20 protein-coding genes are annotated in these 23,081 nt (G+C 59.6%); 3 read left to right on the top strand and 17 right to left on the bottom strand.

The window, feature by feature from the left end:
- Nucleotides 1-63: 63 nt before the first annotated feature.
- From ftsA to ilvI, 17 genes are all read right to left on the bottom strand, one after another.
- Complete coding sequence (ftsA, locus tag PVE98_RS16525; RefSeq protein ID WP_033749492.1) at nt 64-1,320, bottom strand: cell division protein FtsA; 1,257 nt, start codon at nt 1,318-1,320, stop codon at nt 64-66.
- Nucleotides 1,317-2,153: a cell division protein FtsQ gene (ftsQ, locus tag PVE98_RS16530; RefSeq protein ID WP_048783799.1), complete on the bottom strand. Its 837-nt coding sequence runs from the start codon at nt 2,151-2,153 to the stop codon at nt 1,317-1,319. The genes ftsA and ftsQ overlap by 4 nt, the downstream gene beginning before the upstream one ends.
- A gap of 1 nt (nt 2,154) precedes the next feature.
- On the bottom strand, nt 2,155-3,075 hold the full coding sequence (locus PVE98_RS16535; RefSeq protein ID WP_096072572.1) for a D-alanine--D-alanine ligase: 921 nt from the start codon (nt 3,073-3,075) through the stop codon (nt 2,155-2,157).
- Nucleotides 3,068-4,543, bottom strand: a complete 1,476-nt coding sequence (murC, locus tag PVE98_RS16540; protein ID WP_033749488.1) for a UDP-N-acetylmuramate--L-alanine ligase — start codon at nt 4,541-4,543, stop codon at nt 3,068-3,070. Before murC ends, PVE98_RS16535 begins: the two co-directional genes overlap by 8 nt.
- Nucleotides 4,544-4,612: 69 nt before the next feature.
- Entirely contained in the window at nt 4,613-5,671 is a 1,059-nt protein-coding gene (murG, locus tag PVE98_RS16545) for an undecaprenyldiphospho-muramoylpentapeptide beta-N-acetylglucosaminyltransferase (RefSeq protein ID WP_096072571.1), read from the bottom strand.
- On the bottom strand, nt 5,668-6,873 hold the full coding sequence (ftsW, locus tag PVE98_RS16550; RefSeq protein ID WP_369799151.1) for a cell division protein FtsW: 1,206 nt from the start codon (nt 6,871-6,873) through the stop codon (nt 5,668-5,670). Before ftsW ends, murG begins: the two co-directional genes overlap by 4 nt.
- Before the next feature lie 20 nt (nt 6,874-6,893).
- Entirely contained in the window at nt 6,894-8,210 is a 1,317-nt protein-coding gene (gene murD, locus PVE98_RS16555) for a UDP-N-acetylmuramoyl-L-alanine--D-glutamate ligase (RefSeq protein WP_096072570.1), read from the bottom strand.
- Nucleotides 8,211-8,212: 2 nt separating this feature from the next.
- Complete coding sequence (gene mraY, locus PVE98_RS16560; protein ID WP_033749483.1) at nt 8,213-9,295, bottom strand: phospho-N-acetylmuramoyl-pentapeptide-transferase; 1,083 nt, start codon at nt 9,293-9,295, stop codon at nt 8,213-8,215.
- A complete protein-coding gene (gene murF, locus PVE98_RS16565) occupies nt 9,289-10,647 on the bottom strand; it encodes a UDP-N-acetylmuramoyl-tripeptide--D-alanyl-D-alanine ligase (protein WP_096072569.1) in 1,359 nt (452 codons plus the stop codon). The genes mraY and murF overlap by 7 nt, the downstream gene beginning before the upstream one ends.
- Nucleotides 10,644-12,131, bottom strand: a complete 1,488-nt coding sequence (murE, locus tag PVE98_RS16570; protein ID WP_096072568.1) for a UDP-N-acetylmuramoyl-L-alanyl-D-glutamate--2,6-diaminopimelate ligase — start codon at nt 12,129-12,131, stop codon at nt 10,644-10,646. Before murE ends, murF begins: the two co-directional genes overlap by 4 nt.
- Nucleotides 12,118-13,884 carry a peptidoglycan glycosyltransferase FtsI gene (locus PVE98_RS16575; RefSeq protein ID WP_033749478.1) on the bottom strand — a complete coding sequence of 589 codons (1,767 nt, stop codon included), beginning with the start codon at nt 13,882-13,884 and terminating at the stop codon, nt 12,118-12,120. The genes murE and PVE98_RS16575 overlap by 14 nt, the downstream gene beginning before the upstream one ends.
- 16 nt (nt 13,885-13,900) lie before the next feature.
- Nucleotides 13,901-14,221, bottom strand: coding sequence for a cell division protein FtsL (ftsL, locus tag PVE98_RS16580; protein WP_033749477.1), 321 nt, complete (start codon nt 14,219-14,221; stop codon nt 13,901-13,903).
- Nucleotides 14,218-15,159 carry a 16S rRNA (cytosine(1402)-N(4))-methyltransferase RsmH gene (rsmH, locus tag PVE98_RS16585; protein ID WP_096072567.1) on the bottom strand — a complete coding sequence of 314 codons (942 nt, stop codon included), beginning with the start codon at nt 15,157-15,159 and terminating at the stop codon, nt 14,218-14,220. The genes ftsL and rsmH overlap by 4 nt, the downstream gene beginning before the upstream one ends.
- Nucleotides 15,160-15,161: 2 nt before the next feature.
- Complete coding sequence (mraZ, locus tag PVE98_RS16590) at nt 15,162-15,620, bottom strand: division/cell wall cluster transcriptional repressor MraZ (protein ID WP_033749475.1); 459 nt, start codon at nt 15,618-15,620, stop codon at nt 15,162-15,164.
- A gap of 487 nt (nt 15,621-16,107) precedes the next feature.
- Nucleotides 16,108-17,118: a catabolite repressor/activator gene (gene cra, locus PVE98_RS16595; RefSeq protein ID WP_033749474.1), complete on the bottom strand. Its 1,011-nt coding sequence runs from the start codon at nt 17,116-17,118 to the stop codon at nt 16,108-16,110.
- Nucleotides 17,119-17,306: 188 nt separating this feature from the next.
- Entirely contained in the window at nt 17,307-17,798 is a 492-nt protein-coding gene (gene ilvN, locus PVE98_RS16600; protein ID WP_033749472.1) for an acetolactate synthase small subunit, read from the bottom strand.
- 2 nt (nt 17,799-17,800) lie between these two features.
- Nucleotides 17,801-19,525 (bottom strand): acetolactate synthase 3 large subunit, encoded by a 1,725-nt coding sequence (gene ilvI / locus PVE98_RS16605; RefSeq protein ID WP_333620456.1) that lies wholly within the window; start codon nt 19,523-19,525, stop codon nt 17,801-17,803.
- 728 nt (nt 19,526-20,253) lie between these two features.
- Between ilvI and leuL the strand changes: the two genes are divergently transcribed.
- The 3 genes from leuL (at nt 20,254) to leuB (ending at nt 23,078) form a co-directional block, all read left to right on the top strand.
- On the top strand, nt 20,254-20,337 hold the full coding sequence (gene leuL / locus PVE98_RS16610; RefSeq protein WP_127908400.1) for a leu operon leader peptide: 84 nt from the start codon (nt 20,254-20,256) through the stop codon (nt 20,335-20,337).
- 90 nt (nt 20,338-20,427) lie between these two features.
- Entirely contained in the window at nt 20,428-21,984 is a 1,557-nt protein-coding gene (gene leuA / locus PVE98_RS16615) for a 2-isopropylmalate synthase (protein WP_033749470.1), read from the top strand.
- A 2-nt stretch (nt 21,985-21,986) separates the two neighbouring features.
- Complete coding sequence (gene leuB, locus PVE98_RS16620; RefSeq protein ID WP_033749469.1) at nt 21,987-23,078, top strand: 3-isopropylmalate dehydrogenase; 1,092 nt, start codon at nt 21,987-21,989, stop codon at nt 23,076-23,078.
- Nucleotides 23,079-23,081: the final 3 nt, after the last annotated feature.

Raw genomic sequence — 23,081 nt, forward strand, 5'->3', positions numbered from 1 at the left:
TCTCCGTTATGTGCCTGTCGCCTGGAGACCATAAACAGTGCCAGCATGGTCTCCTTTCTAAAATCAAAATTCTTTCTTCAACCAGCTATTGATGCGCTTGAACCAGTTGCCCACCGATGCGCGTTTTTCTGTCTCTGCATCGCCGTTCATATGGGACTCTTTGCCATAGTGCAGCAGTCCCACTGCGGTCGAGTAATAAGGTTCCTGCGCGTAATCCGTCAATCCTGTGATATTGAGCGGCTGCCCGATGCGCACCTGCGTATGGAAAACGCGTTGCGCGCAGGCGGCCAGCCCTTCAATTTGCGCTGCGCCACCGGTCAGCACGATCCCGGCTGCCAGATGGTGCTTCACGCCCTGCTGTCGCAGTTGTTCCTGTAGCTGCAAAATCTCGTCGTTGACCAGATTCAGCAATTCGGTGTAGCGCGGCTCAATTACTTCGGCCAGCGTCTGCCGTTGCAGACTGCGCGGCGGACGTCCCCCCACGCTCGGCACTTCGACGTTTTCGTCTTTGCCGACAATCGATCCCAGCGCGCAGCCGTGGCGAACCTTAATCGCTTCCGCGTCTGTCGGCGGCGTGCCGAAGGCATAGGCGATGTCGCTGGTGACCACGTTACCCGCATAAGGGATCACTTTAGTGTGACGCAGCGCGCCGCCTGTATAAACAGCGATATCCATTGTACCGCCGCCGACGTCAACAACACAGACGCCAAGCTCACGTTCGTCTTCGGTCAGCACCGCGAAACTGGACGCCAGACCGGCAAAAATCAGTTGGTCAACTTTCAGGCCGCAACGTTCAACGGCCTTGACGATATTTTTCGCCATATCGTTGTGACATGTGATCAGATGCACTTTCGCCTGCATGCGCACGCCCGACAAACCAACCGGGTTTTTGATGCCTTCCTGATAATCGATAGCGTATTCCTGAGGAATAACATGCAGGATGCGGTGCTCATCGCGCACGCGCACTGACTTCGCAGTGTGTACGACGTTTTCCACATCATCCTGAGTCACTTCCTCTTCTGAAATCGGAACCATCCCGATTTCGTTCTGGCAGCTGATATGTTTGCCCGATAAAGCGAGATAGACGGAAGAGATCTGGCAATCCGCCATCAGCTCGGCCTGATCGATGGCGCGCTGTACGCATTTCACCACCGACTCAAGGTCGTTTACGCCGCCTTTATCCATACCGCGAGACGGGCAGCTGCCCACCCCGATAATGTTGACCATACCATCGGGCAGAATTTCCCCAACCAGGGCGGCGACCTTCGCGGTGCCAATTTCGAGTCCAACTACCAGTTTTCTGTCCGTTGCCTTGATCATTGTTTAGCCTGTGCCTGGTTCTGTTGCTGATTACTGTCCTGGAGCTCTACGGGCTCCGGCGTCCAGCCCACGGCTGCACCCGAGTCATACCGCAAATCCACATAGCTGATACGCTTGTGCTCGTTCTGCCCTTGCTGCTGCAACGCCGGATAGAGCTCGATAAATCGGTTAAGACGCTTCATGGGCTCGCCGCGCCCCAGCTCGATGCGCACATCGTCGCTGGTGACCAGCTGCCACGATCGCCGCGCCGTCATCGACGCGACCTTCAGGGTAAATTTGTTGGCCTTCAGCACGTCGCTCATGCTGTGGTAGCCCGCCAACACCTCTTTTTCGCTGCCTTCCGGTCCGTACAGCATCGGCATTGTTTCTTTGCCGATGTGGCTGGCCGGCACGCTGAAGGAGACGCCGTCCGCATCCACCATATGCAGATCGTTCCAGCGCGCCACCGGCACATACTCCACCAGATGGATCTTCAGCTCGTCAGGCCACTGCTTGCGCACGCTGACCTGTTTAATCCACGGCAGCCGCTCAATCTGCTGCTGAAGGATGTTGACATCCTGCGACATAAAGGTGCCCGGCGCGCCCAGCGACAAAATCGCCTGGCGAATATCATCATGCGTGGTGTAGTGGGTTTCGCCCGTCACCACCAGCCGTGAAAGCGGCAGGCGCGACGCGTCGTTCATCCACTTCAGCACCACCAGGCCGCCGAAAATCATAATGCCAATGACCATCAGCAAAAAAACGATGCCGAACAGTCTGGCCCCGTTGCTGCGCCCCGTGCGCACGCGCTCCTGGGGCTCGCGGTTCCGTGCGTTAAGTGCCGCCTGTGACATATCAGTCAGCCAGTTCCAGAATGCGCGCCACCAGCTGCGAGAAGCTCATGCCCGCAACGCTGGCCGCCATCGGCACCAGACTGTGGCTGGTCATGCCCGGCGAGGTGTTCGCCTCCAGCAGCTGGAAGTTGCCTTCACCGTCCGCCATCACGTCTACCCGTCCCCAGCCGCTACAGCCCAGCGCGCGCCATGCGTCCCAGACCAGATTCTGCAGTTCCGCTTCCCGCTCCGCGCTCAATCCTGCCGGGCAGAAGTATTGAGTATCGTCAGAAATGTATTTTGCTTCATAGTCATAAAATTCGCTGGCGGTCTGAATGCGTATCGCCGGCAGGATCTGGTCGCCAATAATGCCGACCGTATACTCCTCGCCGCTGAGAAACGCTTCGATCAGCACGTTATCGTCATGGCGGAACGCTTCATCAAGCGCAGCAGGCAGCGTTGCCAGCGTATTGACGCGGCTAATGCCGACGCTGGAGCCTTCGCTGCTCGGCTTGACGAACAGCGGCAGGCCCAGCGCCTCGACGGCGCCGCGTGTTTCCGCGTTCAGCCCCGCCTGATACTGCTCGCGCGTCAGCCAGACAAAACGGCCAGAGGGCAACCCGCGCCCCTGCCAGAGCAGTTTCGTGCGCAGCTTATCCATGGTAATGGCCGACGCCATCACGCCGCTGCCGGTATAGGGCAGCTGTAAAAATTCCAGCACCGCCTGCAGCGTGCCGTCTTCACCTCCGCGGCCGTGCAGCGCGATAAACGCGGCGTCGAAGCCCTGCTCTTTCAGCGTCAGCACCGAAACGTCGCGTGTATCGATTGCATGCGCGTTAACGCCCGCCTCGCGCAGGCCGGCCAGCACCGCACTGCCCGACATCAGCGAGACGTCGCGCTCCGCCGAGGTGCCGCCCATCAGGACGGCGACTTTATCAGCCATGACGCTCCTCCGCTTTGCGCTCAGGTTGCAGCTTGCAATCCGCCAGCTTGCGCGCCACTTTGCCGACGTTGCCGGCGCCCTGCACCAGAATCAGATCTTTGCCCGACAGCAGCGGCGCCAGCATTTCCGGCAGCGCGTCGTGATCCGGTACCAGCACAGGGTCGACCTTGCCGCGCCCGCGAATAGAGCGGCACAGCGCGCGGCTGTCCGCGCCCGGAATCGGCGTTTCGCCCGCTGAATAGACATCCAGCATCAGCAGCACGTCGACCTGCGACAGCACGTTGGCGAAGTCGTCGAACAGGTCGCGGGTGCGGGTATAGCGGTGCGGCTGAAACACCATCACCAGTTTTTTATCCGGCCAGCCAGCGCGCGCCGCCTTAATGGTGGCGTCGACTTCGGTCGGATGATGGCCGTAATCGTCGACCAGCATCGCCGTGCCTGGATTGCCGTTTACCGGCTCCGTCGGGAATTCGCCCAGCAGATCGAAGCGACGGCCTGTGCCCTGGAAGCTTTCCAGCGCGGCAAGGATAGCGTTGTCGTCAATGCCCTCTTCGCTCGCCACCGCAACGGCGGCCGCCGCGTTGAGCGCGTTATGACGGCCTGGCGCATTCAGCGTCACCTGCAGAAGCGGCTTGTCATGGCGCACCAGGGTAAAGTGTCCCTGCGCGCCGCGCTGCTCGTAGTGTTCGATGCGCACGTCGGCGTCATCGCTGAAGCCGTAGGTGGTGATGTGACGCCCCACGCGCGGGATCAGATCGCGGATCACCGCATCATCGATGCACATCACCGCACGGCCGTAAAACGGCAGGTTGTGCAGAAAGTTGATAAACGTCTGCTTCAGGTTTTCGAAGTCGCCCTGGTAAGTGTCCATATGGTCAGCTTCGATATTGGTCACCACCGCCACCATCGGCTGCAAATGCAGGAAAGAGGCGTCGCTCTCGTCCGCTTCCGCAATCAGGTAACGGCTGCTGCCGAGCCGCGCGTGCGTGCCCGCCGCCTTAACCAGTCCGCCGTTGACGAAGGTCGGATCCAGACCGCCCTCTGCATAGATGCTCGACACCATCGCCGTGGTGGTGGTTTTGCCGTGCGTGCCGGCGATAGCGATGCCGTGACGAAAACGCATTAGCTCCGCCAGCATCTCGGCGCGGCGGATTACGGGAATACGCTGTTCGCGCGCCGCAACCAGTTCCGGGTTGTCCTGCGCCACCGCGCTGGAGACCACCACCACGCTGGCATCGGTGACGTTTTCCGGGCGATGGTTGAAATAGATGGTGGCGCCCAGCGCCGCCAGATGCTGCGTCACCGCGTTCGGCGCCAGATCGGAGCCGCTAATATGGTAACCCTCGTTCGCCAACACTTCGGCAATACCGCCCATGCCGGCACCGCCGATGCCGACAAAGTGAATGTGCCGGACGCGACGCATCTCGGGCACAATGGAGCGCAGTTTTGCCAGTTGTTGTGTATTCATCGTTCTCAGTTACCTGTCATCTTTATCCGTGCCTGTTGCGGCACCGGCCAGCTACGCTGGCCCGATTATTCACTTCGCGGCGCGCGCCACTTCACGCGCGACCCTGTCGGTCGCATCGGGGATCGCCACCTGACGGGCTTTTTCCGCCATGCTCAACAGCGTTGGGCGATCCCAGCGGCGCAGCGTCTCCGCCACGGCATCCGCGGTAAATTGCGGCTGCTCAAAAATTTTGGCCGCGCCCGCTTTTTCCAGCGGCAGCGCATTCCAGTACTGCTGACGATCTTTATGCTGAAAAGGCACGAAAATCGCCGGTAAACCCGCCACGGCGATTTCGCTAACGGTGAGCGCGCCGGAGCGACACACCACCACATCCGCCCAGGCGTAGGCGGCCGCCATATCGTCAATAAATTCCGTGACCTTGTGCTGCGTCTGGCCGACCTGCTGGTACGCCTTAAGCACATCCTGCAGCGCGCCTTTGCCGGTCTGATGCCACAGCGTCACGCTGTCGCCCAGCGCGGCCGCGACCTGCGGCAGCGTCTGGTTCAGCACGCGCGCGCCCTGGCTTCCGCCGACCACCAGCACGCGGATCGGACCGCTGCGGTTGGCCAGACGCGCGTCCGGCAGCGGCAGCGCCAGCACGTCGGTGCGCACCGGATTGCCGACGACGTCCGCATGCGGAAAGGCGCCGGGAAAGGCCTGCATCACTTTGCTGGCGATCTTCGCCAGCCACTTGTTGGTCAGCCCGGCAATGCCGTTCTGCTCGTGCAGCACCACCGGAATGCCGCAGCTCCAGGCCGCGAGGCCGCCGGGCCCGGAAACGTAACCGCCCATGCCCAGCACCACGTCCGGCTGCCACGCCCGCATAATGGCGCGCGCCTGACGCCAGGCGTTGAAAATACGCATCGGCGCCAGCAGCAGCGCTTTCAGACCTTTGCCGCGCAGACCGCTGATGCGGATAAACTCAATCTCGATACCGTGTTTCGGCACCAGATCCGCTTCCATTCTGTCGGCCGTACCGAGCCAGCGAACCTGCCACCCCTGTTCCATCAGATGATGGGCGACGGCCAGACCGGGGAAAACATGTCCGCCGGTTCCACCCGCCATCACCATCAAACGCTTCCCACTCATCGGGCACCTCGGGTAAACGCCTGCGCTTTGGTCAGGCGCGTTTCATAATCAATACGCAGTAAAAACACGATCGCCGTCGACATAATCAGCAGACTGGAGCCGCCGTAGCTGATCAGCGGCAGCGTCAGCCCTTTCGTCGGCAGCATGCCCGCTGCCGCGCCGACGTTAACCAGCGCCTGGAAGCTGAACCACACGCCGATAGAACAGGCGAGAAAGCCGGAAAAACGTTGATCGATCTCCAGCGCGCGGCGGCCGATCGACATCGCACGAAAAGCGACGAAGAATACCATCAACAAGGCTAAAACCACACCGATATAACCCAGTTCTTCGCCGATGATAGAGAAGATAAAGTCGGTATGCGCCTCCGGTAGATACTCCAGTTTTTGCACCGAGTTGCCGAGCCCCTGCCCCCAGAATTCGCCGCGGCCGAACGCCATCAGCGACTGCGTCAGCTGATAGCCGCTGCCGAAAGGATCTTCCCAGGGATTCCAGAACGAGGTCACGCGGCGCATACGATAGGGTTCTGCGATAATCAGCAGCACCACGGCGAACATGCCGGAGCCGATAATCGCCAGGAACTGCCACAGCTTCGCGCCCGCCAGAAACAGCATCGCCAGCGTAGTGACGAACAGCACGACTACGGTGCCGAGGTCGGGCTGCGCCAGCAGCAGCACCGCCAGCACCACCATCACGCCCATCGGTTTGCAGAAGCCCCAGAAGTTATTGCGCACCTCTTCCACCTTGCGCACCAGATAGCTGGCGAGATAGCAGAAGAGCGACAGCTTCGACAGTTCCGCCGGCTGGATACGCAGCGGGCCGAGGGCGATCCAGCGCGAAGCACCGTTCACCGAGCTGCCCACCACCAGTACGATCAGCAGCATTACCACCGTGGCCAGCAGCATCGCGTTGCTGTAGCGCTGCCAGAAATCCATCGGCACGCGCAGCGTGACCAGCGCGATGCCGAGCCCCAGCACGATATAGAAAGCGTCGCGCTTGGCGAAGTAAAAGGGATCGTCGTTAAGACGCTGGCCCACAGGCATCGAGGCCGAGGTCACCATCACGAAGCCGACGATCGCCAGGCCAAAGGTGAGCCACAGCAGCGTGCGGTCGTAGAGCACCAGGGCGGAATCGTCGCTTTCGCGCGCGCCCATTACCCAGTCTTTCAGCCGGCTGCCGATAAAGGCGAAGAGTCCGATGAGCATTGCGCCGCCAGGAATACGCATCAGCCTAACTCCTTCGCCAGCTGCGCGAAGCGATCGCCGCGCTGTTCAAAATTACGGAACTGATCGAGGCTGGCGCAGGCGGGCGACAGCAGCACCATATCGCCAGGCTGAACCTGCGGCGCAATCAGCTCCATCGCCTGCTGCATCGTCTCGGTGCGCACGGCGTTGTCGGGGCGCAGCGCCGCCAGCGCGTCGCCATCGCGGCCGAAGCAGTAGAGGCGAACCTTCTCGTCCTGCACATAGCGCGCCAGCGGAGTGAAATCCGCCGATTTGCCGTCGCCGCCCAGCAGCAGCCAGAGACGGCCGTTAACCTGCAGGCCGTTAAGCGCCGCTTCGGTGCTGCCGACGTTGGTGGCTTTCGAGTCGTTGATCCAGCGCACGCCCCTGGCTTCATGCACCAGCTGGAAGCGATGCGCCAGCCCGCCAAAGCTGGTCAGCGCCGCGAGGCTGGAAGCGCGTGGCAGACCCACGGCGTCGGCCAGCGCCAGCGCCGCCAGGGCGTTGGTATAGTTATGCTGGCCTACCAGCTTCATCTCATCGGTATTCAGCACTTTTTCGCCCTTCACGCGCAGCCAGATGGCGCCCTGCTGACGATTGAGGTGGTAATCGCCGAAATCGATGCCGAAGCTGACGCAGCGCGCATCGGCACCGCGCACCGGCAGGGTCAGCGCATCGTCGGCGTTCACCACGCAGACGCGCGCATTTTCATAGATGCGCAGCTTCGCGGCGCGATACTGCTGCATGCCGAGCGGATAGCGATCCATATGATCTTCGGTGACGTTGAGAATGGTCGCCGCCGCGGCTTTCAGGCTCCAGGTGGTTTCGAGCTGGAAGCTGGAGAGCTCCAGCACGTAAAGCTGCGCGGGCGATTTCAGCAGCGACAGTGCCGGCAGGCCGATATTGCCGCCGACGCCGACCTGCCAGCCCGCGGCGCGCGCCATCTCGCCGACCAGCGTGGTGACAGTACTCTTGCCGTTGGAACCGGTGATCGCCACGATCGGCGCCTGCGCCTCACGGCAGAACAGCTCGATATCGCCGACGATTTCTATGCCCGCCTCGGCCGCTTCAGTTAATGCCGGATGCGCCAGCGCCATGCCCGGGCTGGCGACGATCAGATCCGCCGCCAGCAGCCAGTCGCTGTTAAGCCCGCCGGTATAGCGCTCCACCTGCTCAGGCAGCTTGTCGAGTCCCGGCGGCGACACACGGGTATCCATCACGCGCGGCGTTACGCCTTGCGCTAAAAAGAAATCAACACAGGAGAGGCCCGTCAGGCCCAGCCCGATAATGACGACTTTTCTGCCCCGATAGTCAGCCATAATTAACGTACCTTCAGCGTGGCCAGGCCAATAAGCACCAGCATCAGCGAAATGATCCAGAAGCGCACGATGACGCGCGGTTCCGGCCAGCCTTTCAGTTCATAGTGATGATGAATCGGCGCCATGCGGAAAATGCGCTGTCCGCGTAGCTTGAACGATCCTACCTGCAGGATCACCGACAGCGTCTCAACCACGAACACGCCGCCCATGATCACCAGCAGAAATTCCTGGCGCAGCAGCACGGCGAGCGTGCCAAGCGCGCCGCCCAGCGCCAGCGATCCCACGTCGCCCATAAAAACCTGCGCCGGATAGGTGTTGAACCACAGAAAGCCCAGCCCTGCCCCGACGATGGCGGTACAGACGATCACCAGCTCGCCCGCATGGCGTAAATAGGGAATATGCAGATACTCGGCGAACTTGACGTTGCCGGTCGCCCAGGCCACCAGCGCGAACCCGGCCGCGACAAACACGGTTGGCATAATCGCCAGGCCGTCCAGACCGTCGGTGAGGTTAACGGCGTTGCCGGTGCCAACGATAACGAAGTAGGCCAGCACGACGTAGAACAGGCCAAGCTGGGGCATGATGTCTTTGAAAAACGGCACCACCAGCTGCGTGGCAGGCGTCCCTTTGCCTGCGGCGTAGAGCGCGAACGCCACGCCGAGCGAAATCACCGACATCCAGAAATATTTCCAGCGTGCGATCAGCCCTTTGGTATCTTTGCGCACCACTTTGCGATAGTCATCGACAAAGCCAATGATGCCGAAGCCTACCAGCACGACCAGTACGCACCAGACGTAGGGATTAGAGGGATAAGCCCACATCAACACCGAAACGGTAATCGACGTGAGAATCATAATCCCGCCCATGGTCGGCGTGCCGCGCTTGCTGAAGTGCGACTCCGGACCGTCGTTGCGCACTACCTGGCCGATTTGCAGCTTTTGCAGCCAGGCGATCAGGCGCGGCCCCATCCATAGAGAGATAAATAAAGCGGTCAGCAGGCTGACAATGGCGCGAAACGTCAGATACGAAAAGACGTTGAAGCCGGAATAAAAAGCGACCAGATGCTCGGCCAGCCAGACTAACATGTTCCCATCTCCTGTAGGTTCTGCACGACCTGCTCCATGGCAGCACTCCGCGAACCCTTAATCAAAACGGTTAATTCCCGATGTTCGGACAACAACGTCCGTAAACGTTCAGTCAGCGCGGTTTTAGTGGCGAAATGTTCGCCAACTCCGCTGCTTTCACTAATGTTGGCGCTCAGCGCGCCGACGCTCAGCACGCGATCGACGCCCGCGGCTTTCGCCGCCAGCCCGACTTCGCGATGACACTGTTCCGCCTCTTCGCCCAGCTCGGCCATATCGCCGACCACCATCACGCGATAGCCGGGCATCTCGCCCAGCACCTGCGCGGCGGCCGTCATCGAGCCGACGTTGGCGTTATAGCTGTCGTCAAGCAGCAGCTGATGCTCGCCGAGGCGAATGGGAAACAGACGGCCCGGCACGGCCTGCAGGTTTTTTAACCCGCTCTGAATGGCGCTAAGCGGCGCGTCGACCGACAGCGCCAGCGCGGCGGCGGCCAGCGCGTTGGCGATATTATGGCGGCCAGGCAGCGGCAGCGTGACGTCGATGTCGCCGCGCGGCGTCTGCAGGATAAAGTGGGTGCCGTCTACGCCCAGGCGGATATCGCGCGCGGTGAAATCGCTGTCGGCAGCCTGCGGCGAGAAGCGCCAGACGCGCTTGCCGTGCAGGTTGGTCTGCCAGTGCGGCCAGTCGTTACTGTCGGCGTTGAGAATGGCGGTACCGTTAGCCGGCAGACCGTTGAAGATCTCCCCTTTCGCCTTCGCCACGCCCGCTAGCGAGCCGAAGCCCTCCAGATGCGCCGCCGCCAGGTTATTCACCAGCGCGCTCTCTGGACGCGTCAGCTCGGTGGTATAGGCGATCTCGCCCTGATGATTGGCGCCCAGTTCGATAACCGCATACTGGTGCTGCTCGGTGAGACGCAGCAGCGTCATTGGCACGCCGAAATCGTTATTCAGGTTACCGGCGGTATAGAGCGTTTCGCCGCACTCACGCAGGATGGCGGCGGTCATCTCTTTAACCGAAGTTTTGCCGGAGGAACCGGTCAGCGCCACGACGCGCGCCTTCGACTGCTGGCGTACCCAGGCGGCCAGCTTGCCGAACGCGATACGCGTGTCGGCAACCACCACCTGCGGGACAGAAAGAGGTAAATGCTTACTCACTAATAACGCCTGCGCGCCGCTGGCGATAGCGTCAGCGGCAAAGTCATGGGCGTCGAAGCGTTCGCCGACCAGCGCGACAAACAGGCTGCCGGGCGTCACTTTGCGCGTATCGGTAGTGACGTCGCTCAGGACGAGATCGCTGCCGTGAAGCGCGCCGCCGCTGATGTCGGCCAGCGTGGTAAGGGAAACCGGGATCATGCCGTCACTCCTAATAATGCGGCAACCGTGGCGCGGTCGGAATAATCCAGACGACGATGTCCCACGATTTGATAATCTTCGTGACCTTTGCCTGCTACCAGCACGATGTCGTCAGGCTGCGCCTGCAGAACGGCGTTAGTGACCGCTTGCGCCCGTCCAGCGACGACGCGCGCGCGGTGCGGCTCAAGCAGGCCGGTCAAAATGTCGTCAACGATAGCCTGCGGATCTTCGCTGCGCGGATTGTCGTCAGTAATCACCACGACGTCCGCGAACTGCTCGGCGATAGCGCCCATCAGGGGACGCTTGCCTTTGTCGCGATCGCCGCCGCAGCCGAACACGCACCAGAGCTTGCCTTTGCAGTGCAGGCGCGCTGCTTCCAGCGCCTTTTCCAGCGCGTCCGGCGTATGGGCATAATCCACCACTACGGTCGGCTTGCCCGGCGCGCTGAAGACTTCCATGCGCCCGCATACCGGCTGCAGCTGTGGCGCCGTCCGCACCAGATCGGCGAGCGGATAATCAAGCGCCAGCAGCGTGGCGAACGCCAGCAGCAGGTTGCTGACGTTGAAGGCACCCATCAGGCGGCTGTCGAATTCACCTTCGCCCCAGCTTGACCTGAAGCGGATATGCGCGCCATTGTCCTGATAGGTGATCTCTTCGGCTTTTACCCACCGGCCGTGACAGCCCGGCTGGAGATTATTCTCCATGGTGACGGCGACGGCGTCGGGCAGCGTCGCCAGCCAGCGGCGCCCTGCTTCGTCGTCGGCGTTAAGGATCATTTCGCCAACCTGATGATCGGTAAACAGCAGCTTCTTAGCCGATTCGTAGCTCTGCATATCGCCGTGATAGTCGAGATGATCGCGGCTCAGATTGGTAAAGACCGCGGCGGCGAACGGCAGCGCTGCAACGCGATGCTGCACCAGACCGTGCGAGGAGACCTCCATCGCGGTCAGCGTCGCGCCCTGCTGCGCCAGCTCCTGCAGCAGATGCTGAACCTCCACGGCCGAGCCGGTAGTATTCTCGGCCGCGGTCAGCTGGCCGAGCAGGCCGTTGCCGACCGTGCCCATTACTGCGCCGGTTTCGCCCAGCCGCTGCGCCCACTGCGCCAGCAGTTGCGTGGTCGTCGTTTTGCCATTGGTGCCGGTCACGCCGATCAGCTTCTGCTTTTCGCCAGGCTGACCATAGAAGCGGCCCGCCAGCGCGGAGAGACGCTGCGGCAGCTGCGCCAGGTAGATCACCGGCACGCCGTGCATTTCTTTGATATCGCCATCGCTGGCTTCGCCTTCCGCCTCTGCGATCACGGCGGAAACGCCTTGTGCGATGGCCTGCGGAATAAAACGCCGTCCGTCGGCGTGGTGGCCTGCGACGGCCACGAACAGATCGCCGGACGCCGCCTTGCGGCTATCCAGTGTCATGTCACCCAGGGGACGCGCCGGCGCGCCTGGCACCCACGGGTCCAGCAAGTCGCGCAGGTTACGATCTGTCACTTTTTTCCTCACTTCTGTTTGTCACCAGCTCGTTTTTGTCATTGGTCGGCAACGCGTCCGGTTCGATGTTCATGGTGCGCAGAACGCCGCCCATGATGGCACCGAACACCGGCGCGGAAACCGCACCACCGTAATACTTGCCGGCCTGGGGATCGTTGATCACCACCACCAGCGCAAAACGAGGATGACTGGCAGGCGCGACGCCTGCGGTGTATGCGATATATTTATTAACGTAGCGGCCGTCCGGCCCGACTTTTTTCGCCGTGCCGGTTTTAATCGCGATGCGATAGCCTTTAATTGCCGCTTTTACGCCGCCGCCGCCCGGCAGCGCGACGCTTTCCATCATATGAACCACGGTTTTCACCAGCGATTCCGGGAAGACGCGCTCGCCCGCGACAGGCGGATCGACCTTAGTAATCGACAGCGGCCGGGAGATACCGTAGCTGCCGATGGTCGCGTAGACACGCGCTAACTGTAACGGCGTTACCATTAGCCCGTAGCCGAAAGAGAAGGTGGCCCTCTCTATGTCAGACCACCGTTGTTTTTGAGGGTATAAGCCACTACTTTCCCCGACCAGCCCCAAATTGGTCGGTTTACCCAGGCCAAAGCGCGCATAAGTATCTACAAGCGCTGAGGAGGGCATCGCTAACGCCAGCCGTGAAACGCCGACGTTACTCGACTTCTGCAGAACCCCGGTAAGGGTCAATTCGTTATAGCGCGCCACGTCTTTGATCTCATGACCGTTAACGCGGTACGGCACGGTATTAAGCACGCTGTTTTCCCGCACCACGCCGCGCTGCAGCGCCGTCATCACCACCATCGGCTTGACGGTCGAGCCTGGCTCGAAGATGTCGGTAATGGCGCGGTTGCGCATCATCTCTTTCGGCGTGTTGCTGAGGTTATTGGGGTTGTAGGCCGGGCTGTTGGCCATCGCCAGCACTTCGCCGGTATTGACGTCCACCAGTACGGCAGTGCCCGACTCGGCTTTGTTGAACGCTACCGCATTGTTAAGTTCGCGGTAGACCAACGCCTGCAGGCGTTCATCGATGCTGAGCGTCAGGTTGTGGGCGGCGCGGCTGTCCACCGATGAGATATCTTCGATCACGCGGCCGTTGCGATCTTTACGCACCGTTCGCTCGCCCGGCGCACCGGTCAGCCATTTATCGAAGCTCTTCTCGATGCCTTCGATACCCTGGCCGTCAATATTGGTAAAGCCGATCAGGTGAGATGTCACCTGACCGGCCGGATAGTAGCGGCGCGACTCTTCGCGCAGATGGATGCCGGGCAGCCGCAGCTTCTTGATGTAGTCGCTGATGGCGGGATTGACCTGCCGTGCCAGATAGATGAAGCGTCCTTTGGGATTGGCGTTGACGCGCGTCGCCAGCTGATCGAGAGGAATAGAGAGCGCGTCGGCAAGCGCTTTCCAGCGGCCGTCGAGGGTCACGCCGCCCGCGTCGTGCAGCTCTTTCGGGTCAGCCCAGATGGCGTTGACCGGCACGCTGACCGCCAGCGGACGACCGGCGCGATCGCTGATCATGCCGCGCGCGGTAGGCACCGCCTGCACGCGCAGCGAGCGCAGATCGCCCTCTTTCACCAGCTTGTCCGGGCTGATGACCTGCAGCCAGGCGACGCGGGAGAGCAGACCGAACAGCGCCAGTAAAATACAGCCGCACAGCAACGCAAAACGCCAGCTTACAAAGCTGGCTTTATCTTCCTGTTTTTTCAACTTCAGCGTTTTGCTTGCGCCGCTCATTGCGATTTAGCGTTCCTTATTTCTGTACCACAATATTTTCCTGGGATGGATCGACATGCTGTAGCTGCAGCTTCTCGGTGGCGATGCGCTCCACCCGGCTGTGATCGCCCAGCGCGTTCTCCTCAAGGATCAGGTTACGCCATTCAATGTCTAGCGCGTCGCGCTCTAACACCAGCTGTTCGCGCTGCGCGGTCAGCAGACGCGTTTTGTGCGTCGTCGTCACCACCATCACGGCCGACACCAGTACGGCGATCAGCAAAATCAGCGGGATTTTGCCGAACCGCAGCAGATCGCCGCCGATGACGCCGGGCAGGCTGTGACGTTCATTGCCGATCATGCGTCGGTTCTCTCCGCAATGCGCAGAACCGAACTGCGCGCGCGCGGGTTGTCCGCGACTTCCGCATCGCCCGGCGTCATCTTGCCGAGCAGCTTCAGCTGACGTCCGCCCAGCGCTTTAAGCTGCGACTCGGTCATTGGCAGACCCGCCGGCACCTGCGGGCCGCGGCTCTGGTCGCGCATAAAACGCTTCACCAGGCGATCTTCCAGCGAGTGGAAGCTGATAATGGAGAGGCGTCCTTCGGGCGCCAGCGCCGTTAACGCGCCTTTCAGCGCCTTTTCAATCTCTTCCAGCTCGCTGTTGATCCAGATACGGATCGCCTGAAAGCTGCGCGTTGCCGGATGCTTGAACTTATCTTTCACCGGCGTGGCCGCCGCGATGACGTCAGCCAGCTCTTTGGTGCGCGTCATCGGCTGTTCGCGGTTGCGCTCGACGATGGCGCGCGCGATGCGTTTAGCAAAACGCTCTTCGCCGTAGGTCTTCAGCACGAAGGCGATATCCGCCTCTTCCGCTTGCAGCAGCCATTCGGCGGCCGAATGCCCGCGCGTCGGGTCCATACGCATATCCAGCGGCCCGTCGCGCATAAAGGAGAAGCCGCGTTCCGCATCATCCAGCTGCGGCGACGAGACGCCCAGATCGAGCAGGATGCCGCTGATTTTGCCGCTTAAGCCCAGCTCCTCGACATAGTCGGCCAGTGCGGAAAAGGGACCGTGCACGATCGAGAAGCGCGGATCGGCGATCTCGGCGGCGGCGGCGATAGCTTGCGGGTCGCGATCGATGGCGATAAGCCGTCCCTGCGGGCCCAGCTGCGACAGAATCAAACGTGAATGTCCGCCGCGACCAAAGGTGCCGTCGATGTAGATGCCGTCTTCCCTGATGTTGAGGCCGTTAACCGCCTCGTCCAGCAGCACCGTGGTATGTTTAAAATTTTCCTGCATAGCTATAGCGACAAGTCCTGCAACCGCTCAGATAAAGGTTCCTGAGCCGACTGTTCTGCGTCAATGTCATCCTTGACTTGTTGATACCAGGTCTGTTCATCCCACAGTTCAAACTTGTTGAACTGGCCGACCAGCATCACTTCTTTCGTCAGGTGCGCGTGTTGCCGAAGGGTATTCGCCAGCAGCAAACGGCCTGCGTTGTCCATCTGACACTCACTGGCATGTCCCAGCAGCAGACGCTGTACGCGTCGTTCAACGGGGTTCATGCTGGATAAGCGAGACAGCTTTTTTTCGATGATTTCCCATTCGGGCAGGGTATAAAGCAACAGGCATGGCTGATGAAGGTCGATGGTACAAACCATCTGCCCTTGAGATTCCCCGATCAGCGTGTCGCGATAGCGCGTTGGTACGGCCAGTCGCCCTTTGCTGTCGAGATTGACTAACGTTGCTCCACGGAACATGCCAGTCTTCCCCTCAGCTCCCCATTTTCACCACTTTACCCCACTTTTTACCACGCCACGAGTTTACGGAGGCGATGAAATCGTTGTCAAGCCGAAGCGCGGCGGGAATATAACTATTTACAAGGGGTGATTTCGCTGATTGAAAAGCGGCAAACGGGGCAAAAGGTCAATTTTAAAAATTAACCTGATGAATAATGGAATAAAAAGCACGACGTTTTAGAAAATGCTTAAAAATAAGCCTGACGACCTGCGCTAATATTCCTCACTATTTCTGAGACAGGGGCTGCATTTTAGGGGAGTTCCGAAAGCGGCGCCTGCCGCTTCAGGCAGGTCAGGAGTGCGCGCCAGCCCAAAGAAATGGACATTTAACAATCACATCGCCGCTAATTTGTTAGACGAGATGTCGCAGCTTTACGCTTTTTTACCCTAAAAAATGATGAATATTAATACGCGAAAATTTAAGGGCAGCGGTATTGCTGCCCGTCAGCTATTTAACTTTGCGGCTGAGCTGACCGCGACGAAATAAATTTCGTCGAATACGCGTTAATCCCGGTTTCGGTTTTCGTGGTTCATCAAGCGAAGCCAGAACTAACTCCAGCACGCGCTCCGCCACGTCGCGATGACGCTGCCCCACCGCCAGCACCGGACACTCTAAAAAGTCCAGTAATTCGTGGTCGCCAAATGTGGCGATCGCGAGGTCGGTCGGCAGGCGTCCGTCACGTTTTAACGTTACGTCCATAACGCCCTGCAGCAGACCGAACGAGGTGGTGAAGAGCGCTTCCGGCATATCATGATCGTCAAGGTACTTCTCAAACAGCGCCGCCGCCGCCGTGCGCTCAAAGCTGTTGCAATAGATATAGTCGATGGGGCGCGGATCCTCTTTCCAGGCGTCGCGGAAGCCCATTTCGCGCAGGAAGCTGACGGAAAGCTCAGGCAGTGCGCCGAGAAACAGCACGTTTTTCACCGGAAGCTGACGCAATTCAGCCGCCAGCGTAAAGGCGTCGTCCTGATCGGCGCCGACGACGCTGGTGAAGTGTTCACGATCCAGCGCGCGGTCCAGCGCGATAATCGGCAGCGGATCGTTGATCCAGCGTTGATAGAAAGGGTGCTCAGGCGGCAAAGAGGTTGAAACGATTATCGCATCGACCTGGCGCTGCAGCAGATGTTCAATACAACGCATTTCGTTGTCGGGCTGATCTTCCGAACAGGCGATCAGCAGCTGATAGCCGCGCTGACGCGCCTGACGTTCAAGATAGTTGGCGATGCGGGTATAGCTGGTGTTTTCCAGATCGGGGATCACCAGGCCGATCGAGCGCGTACGGCCGGCACGCAGGCCCGCCGCCACGGCGTTGGGGTGGTAGTTATGCTCACGCACCACCGCCATCACTTTCTCGACGGTTTTTTCGCTGACACGATACTGCCGCGCTTTGCCATTGATGACATAACTGGCCGTGGTGCGCGACACGCCTGCCAGGCGCGCGATTTCATCCAGTTTCACGATAACTCCATACTTCACGGCGAGCCGCGTTGCGGCAGATGTCCGCAACTAAGCTAAGGGTAACTCGTTTGTAACATCTAACAGCAGAACTTCGCGCTGAGCAACCGCTTTTCTCAGCGATCCCCGCATAGCGCATAAAATAAAAAAACCCGGCATTACGCCGGGTTAGAGACTGTCACCTTGAGCAATTACCGCATAATGCGATCGCCGCGCGACACGCCGACGATGCCGGAACGCGCCACTTCAACGATTTCCGCTACTTCGCGCACGGTATTCAGGAAGGCGTCGAGCTTGTCGCTGGTGCCCGCCAGCTGAACCGTGTACAGCGTCGGCGTCACGTCAATAATCTGACCGCGGAAGATCTCCGCGCTGCGCTTCACCTCTTCGCGGCCGTAACCGGTGGCCTGAAGTTTCACCAGCATGATTTCGCGTTCGACATAGGCGCCCTGCCCCAGCTCGCTGACGCGCAGCACATCCACCAGCTTGTGCAGCTGCTTTTCGATCTGCTCCAGCACCTTTTCGTCGCCGACGGTCTGGATGGTCATACGCGACAGAGTGGGATCGTCGGTCGGCGCAACGGTCAGGCTCTCGATGTTATAGCCGCGCTGGGAAAAGAGTCCCACCACGCGAGACAATGCGCCGGATTCGTTCTCCAGCAGAACCGATAAAATACGACGCATAATTATGTCCTCTCCGTTTTGCTCAGCCACATCTCATCCATCGACCCGCCGCGGATCTGCATCGGGTAGACGTGCTCGCTGCCGTCGACGGTGACGTCGACGAACACCAGCCGCCCTTTCGCCAGCGTATCCAGCGCCAGCTGCAGCTTCTCTTCCAGCTCGGAAGGATGCTGAATCGCGATGCCGACGTGACCGTACGCCTCAGCCAGGCGCACGAAGTCCGGCAGCGATTCCATATAAGATTGCGAATGACGGCCGGAGTAGATCATATCCTGCCACTGCTTCACCATACCGAGCACGCGGTTGTTCAGGCTCAGCACCAGCACCGGCAAATCGTACTGCAGCGCGGTGGAGAGCTCCTGAATATTCATCTGAATGCTGCCGTCGCCGGTCACGCAGATTACCGTCTCTTCCGGCAGCGCCATTTTCACGCCCAGCGCGGCCGGCAGCCCGAAGCCCATGGTGCCGAGCCCGCCGGAGTTGATCCAGCGGCGCGGTTTATCAAAGGGATAATAGAGCGCCGCGAACATCTGATGCTGGCCGACGTCCGACGTCACGTAGGCATCGCCGTTGGTCAGGCGAAAGATCGTTTCGATCACCGCCTGCGGCTTGATCTTTTCACTGTTGCGATCGAATGCCAGGCATTTACGGCTGCGCCAGCCCTCGATGCTCTGCCACCAGTCGCGCAGGCTATCGAGATCCTGCTTCGTCTCACTCTGCGCCATCAGATCGAGCATCTGCTGCAGCGTCTGCTTCGCATCGCCGACGATAGGAATATCCGCCGCCACGGTTTTCGAGATCGAGGTAGGATCGATGTCGATATGCAGCACCGTCGCGTTCGGACAATATTTAGCCAGGTTATTGGTGGTGCGATCGTCAAAGCGTACACCGACGGCGAAGATAAGATCGGCGTTGTGCATCGTCATATTGGCTTCGTAGGTGCCATGCATGCCGAGCATGCCCACCGACTGGCGATGGGTGCCGGGGAAAGCGCCCAGCCCCATCAGCGAACTGGTGACCGGAATATTCAGCTGCTCCGCAAGCTGCAACAGCTCCGCCTCGCACGCCGAGGTAATCGCGCCGCCGCCGACGTACATCACCGGCTTACGCGCGGCGAGCAGCGTATTGAGCGCGCGCTTGATCTGTCCTTTGTGGCCCTGAATCGTCGGATTATAGGAGCGCATGCTCACCGATTCCGGATAGACGTAAGGCAGCTTGTTGGCCAGATTCAGAATATCCTTCGGCAGATCGATCACCACCGGACCCGGACGTCCGCTGGCGGCCAGCCAGAACGCTTTTTTCAGTACGGTCGGGATCTCTTCGGTGCTTTTCACCAGAAAGCTGTGCTTCACCACCGGGCGGGAAATCCCCACCATGTCGCACTCCTGAAAGGCGTCGTAGCCAATCAGCGAGGACGGCACCTGTCCCGACAGGATCACCAGCGGAATCGAATCCATATAGGCAGTGGCGATACCGGTAATCGCATTGGTGGCGCCCGGACCCGACGTCACCAGCACCACGCCGACTTCGCCGGTCGCGCGCGCTAGCCCGTCCGCCATATGCACCGCGCCCTGCTCATGGCGCACCAGTACGTGATCGATTCCGCCGACGGTTTGCAGCGCATCGTAAATATCCAGCACCGCGCCGCCCGGATAACCGAACACCTGCTTTACGCCCTGATCGATTAACGACCGGACGACCATCTCGGCTCCTGACAACATCTCCATTTTCTGCCTCCAGGCTTGAGGAACTGAATCCACTGACGCTCGCTGTTCCTGCGCGCCACTGGCATCCTGCCCCACGTTCGCCAGTTAAGATCAAAACCTTATGTTTATGCGCAGACGCCGGAACGCCTTTCCGACATCCAGATACAGAGAAATCTGCTTGGTTGATTGTTTTAAGAGTTGGTCGATTACCATAACCGTAGAAAACCTGACAGGCAAACGTCAGAGTCTGCGCTTATCGTTAAGCCGGCCGTAAAGCCTCTGCGCGATAAGTTAAGCGCGCGAGGAATTATCTAATTCACCGGAAGTTAGGCAGAAGAAAATGCTGGAGACGAAATCATTTCCAGCGGGTTATAAGAAATAATAAAAAATTAATTCCGCCTGCATCAGCCCACAATTTTACTGTGAAATTCATTTCTGGCGTTATTAACTCTGAAATAAAGGCGATGCACGACATTGTGCTGCCGCGCAGCGGTAAAACAGTTCTGCTTAAGTCAGTGAGTAAACCCTTAAAAAAATCATAAAATCAAATACATATAATAAAGTCATCGCAGCGTATCGCCGCTTCTGCGCGCCATTTTTCCACTCATTGTCTGTTCCACTGATCTGGCGCGAAAACGCAGAATTATTTCCTTAACGTCCGCCGAAAATACCCTTTTACTTATGGTTGACATCCCGTCCCGATTCCAGTACCAATATGTGCAGCACAAAATTTTACGAGGTTCGAATCCATGTTTCATTCATTCCGCCTACTCGGTCTACTACTTAACGCATTCAGTTTGCGCGGTAGACTCGTGGGCAGAATCAAACACTGATTCGAACCTGCTGAAAGTTAAAAACCCGCGCCTTGCGCGGGTTTTTTTATGCTCGTTGCACGGTGAAGTTAACGCATAAGGATGAATACGATGAGCCAGCAAGTCATTATTTTCGATACCACTCTGCGCGACGGTGAGCAGGCATTACAGGCCAGCCTGAGTGTGAAAGAAAAATTGCAGATCGCACTGGCGCTGGAGCGCATGGGCGTCGACGTGATGGAAGTCGGTTTTCCGGTCTCGTCGCCGGGCGACTTTGAATCCGTTCAGACCATCGCGCGCACCATTAAAAACAGCCGCGTCTGCGGGCTGGCGCGCTGCGTCGAGAAAGATATCGACGCCGCTTATGAAGCGCTGCGCGTGGCGGAGGCCTATCGTATCCACACCTTCATCGCCACCTCGCCGATGCATATCGCCACTAAACTGCGCAGCACCCTGCCTGAGGTAATCGAGCGCGCGGTGCATATGGTGAAACGCGCGCGCAACTATACCAGCGACGTCGAGTTCTCTTGCGAAGATGGCGGCCGCACGCCGATCGACGATCTGTGTCGCGTTGTGGAGGCGGCGATCAACGCCGGCGCCACCACCATCAACATCCCGGACACCGTGGGCTACACCCTGCCGGGTGAATACGCCAGCATCATCAGCCAGCTGATCAATCGCGTGCCCAATATCGACAAAGCCATTCTGTCGGTGCACACCCATGACGATTTAGGCATGGCGACCGGCAACGCGCTGGCTGCCGTCCAGGCGGGCGCGCGGCAGGTGGAAGGCACGCTGAACGGTCTGGGCGAGCGCGCCGGCAACTGCGCGCTGGAAGAGGTCATCATGGCGATCAAAACCCGCCAGCAGATCCTGAACGTGCATACCAACATCCAGCATCAGGAAATCTACCGCACCAGTCAGATGGTCAGCCAGATCTGCAATATGCCGATCCCGGCGAACAAAGCGGTGGTCGGCTCTAACGCCTTCGCCCACTCCTCCGGCATTCATCAGGACGGCGTGCTGAAAAACCGCGAGAACTACGAAATCCTGACGCCAGAATCGATCGGCCTGCATAAAATCCAGCTGAACCTGACCTCGCGCTCCGGCCGCGCTGCGGTGAAACACCGCATGGAAGAGATGGGCTACAAAGAGAGCGATTACAGTCTGGACGCGCTGTATGACGCCTTCCTGAAGCTGGCCGACAAGAAAGGCCAGGTGTTCGATTACGATCTGGAAGCGCTGGCCTTTATCAACAAACAGCATGAAGAGCCGGAATATTTCCAGCTGAACGAATTCAACGTGCAGACCGGCTCCAGCGTCACGGCGACCGCCTCGGTGCAGCTGGGCTGCGGCGAAGAGACCAAAGCAGACGCCGCCACCGGCAACGGCCCGGTCGACGCGGTTTACCAGGCGATTAACCGCATTACCGGCTTCGAAGCCGAGCTGGTGAACTACAAGTTAACGGCGAAAGGCCACGGCGAGAACGCGCTGGGCCAGGTAGATATCGTGGTCAACTATAACGGCCGCAAATTCCACGGCGTGGGTCTGGCGACCGATATCGTCGAATCCTCCGCGAAGGCGATGGTGAACGCGCTGAACAATATCTGGCGCGCCAAAGAAGTCGAAAAAGAATTGCAGCGCAAATTTCAGAAGGAAACGGTGTAACTATGTCTACCTCTTCTCATATCGCAGTATTGCCCGGCGACGGTATTGGCCCGGAAGTCATGGCGCAGGCCCTGAAAGTGCTGGACGCCATTCGTCACCGCTTTGATATGCGTATCACTACCAGCGAGTATGACGTCGGCGGCATCGCCATCGACCGCCACGGCGAACCGCTGCCGCCTGCCACCGTCGCCGGCTGCGAGCAGGCCGACGCCATTCTGTTCGGCTCGGTCGGCGGCCCGAAATGGGAGCATCTGCCGCCCGCCTCGCAGCCAGAGCGCGGCGCGCTGCTGCCGCTGCGCAAGCATTTCAAACTGTTCAGCAACCTGCGTCCCGCCGCGCTCTATCAGGGGCTGGAGGCCTTTTGCCCGCTGCGCGCCGATATCGCCGCGAAAGGTTTCGATATTCTGTGCGTGCGCGAGCTGACCGGCGGCATCTATTTCGGCCAGCCGAAAGGGCGTGAAGGCAACGGTCCGCATGAGCGCGCCTTCGATACCGAGGTTTATCACCGTTTCGAGATTGAACGCATCGCCCGCATTGCCTTCGAGTCGGCGCGCAAGCGTCGCAATAAAGTCACCTCTATCGATAAAGCCAACGTGCTGCAGACCTCGGTGATGTGGCGCGAAATCGTTAATGAAGTGGCGCAGGATTATCCCGACGTGCAGCTGAGCCATATGTATATCGATAACGCCACTATGCAGCTGATTAAAGACCCGTCGCAGTTCGACGTGCTGCTCTGCTCCAATCTGTTCGGCGACATTCTCTCTGACGAGTGCGCGATGATCACCGGCTCGATGGGCATGCTGCCGTCAGCCAGCCTGAATGAAGAGAGTTTCGGTCTGTATGAGCCGGCGGGCGGCTCCGCGCCCGATATCGCCGGACAGAATATCGCGAACCCGGTGGCGCAGATCCTGTCGCTGTCGCTGCTGCTGCGCTACAGCCTGAATGCGGATGCCGCCGCCGACAGCATTGAGCGCGCCGTCAGCCGCGCGCTGGAAGAAGGCTACCGCACCCGAGATTTGGCCGGTGACGGCCCCGCCGTCACCACGGATGAGATGGGCAGCGTGATTGCCCGCTTTATCGCCGAGGAAAAATAAAAT

The sequence above is a fragment of the Pantoea sp. GABEPS69 genome, assembly GCF_045780835.1.
GTDB lineage: Bacteria > Pseudomonadota > Gammaproteobacteria > Enterobacterales > Enterobacteriaceae > Pantoea > Pantoea septica.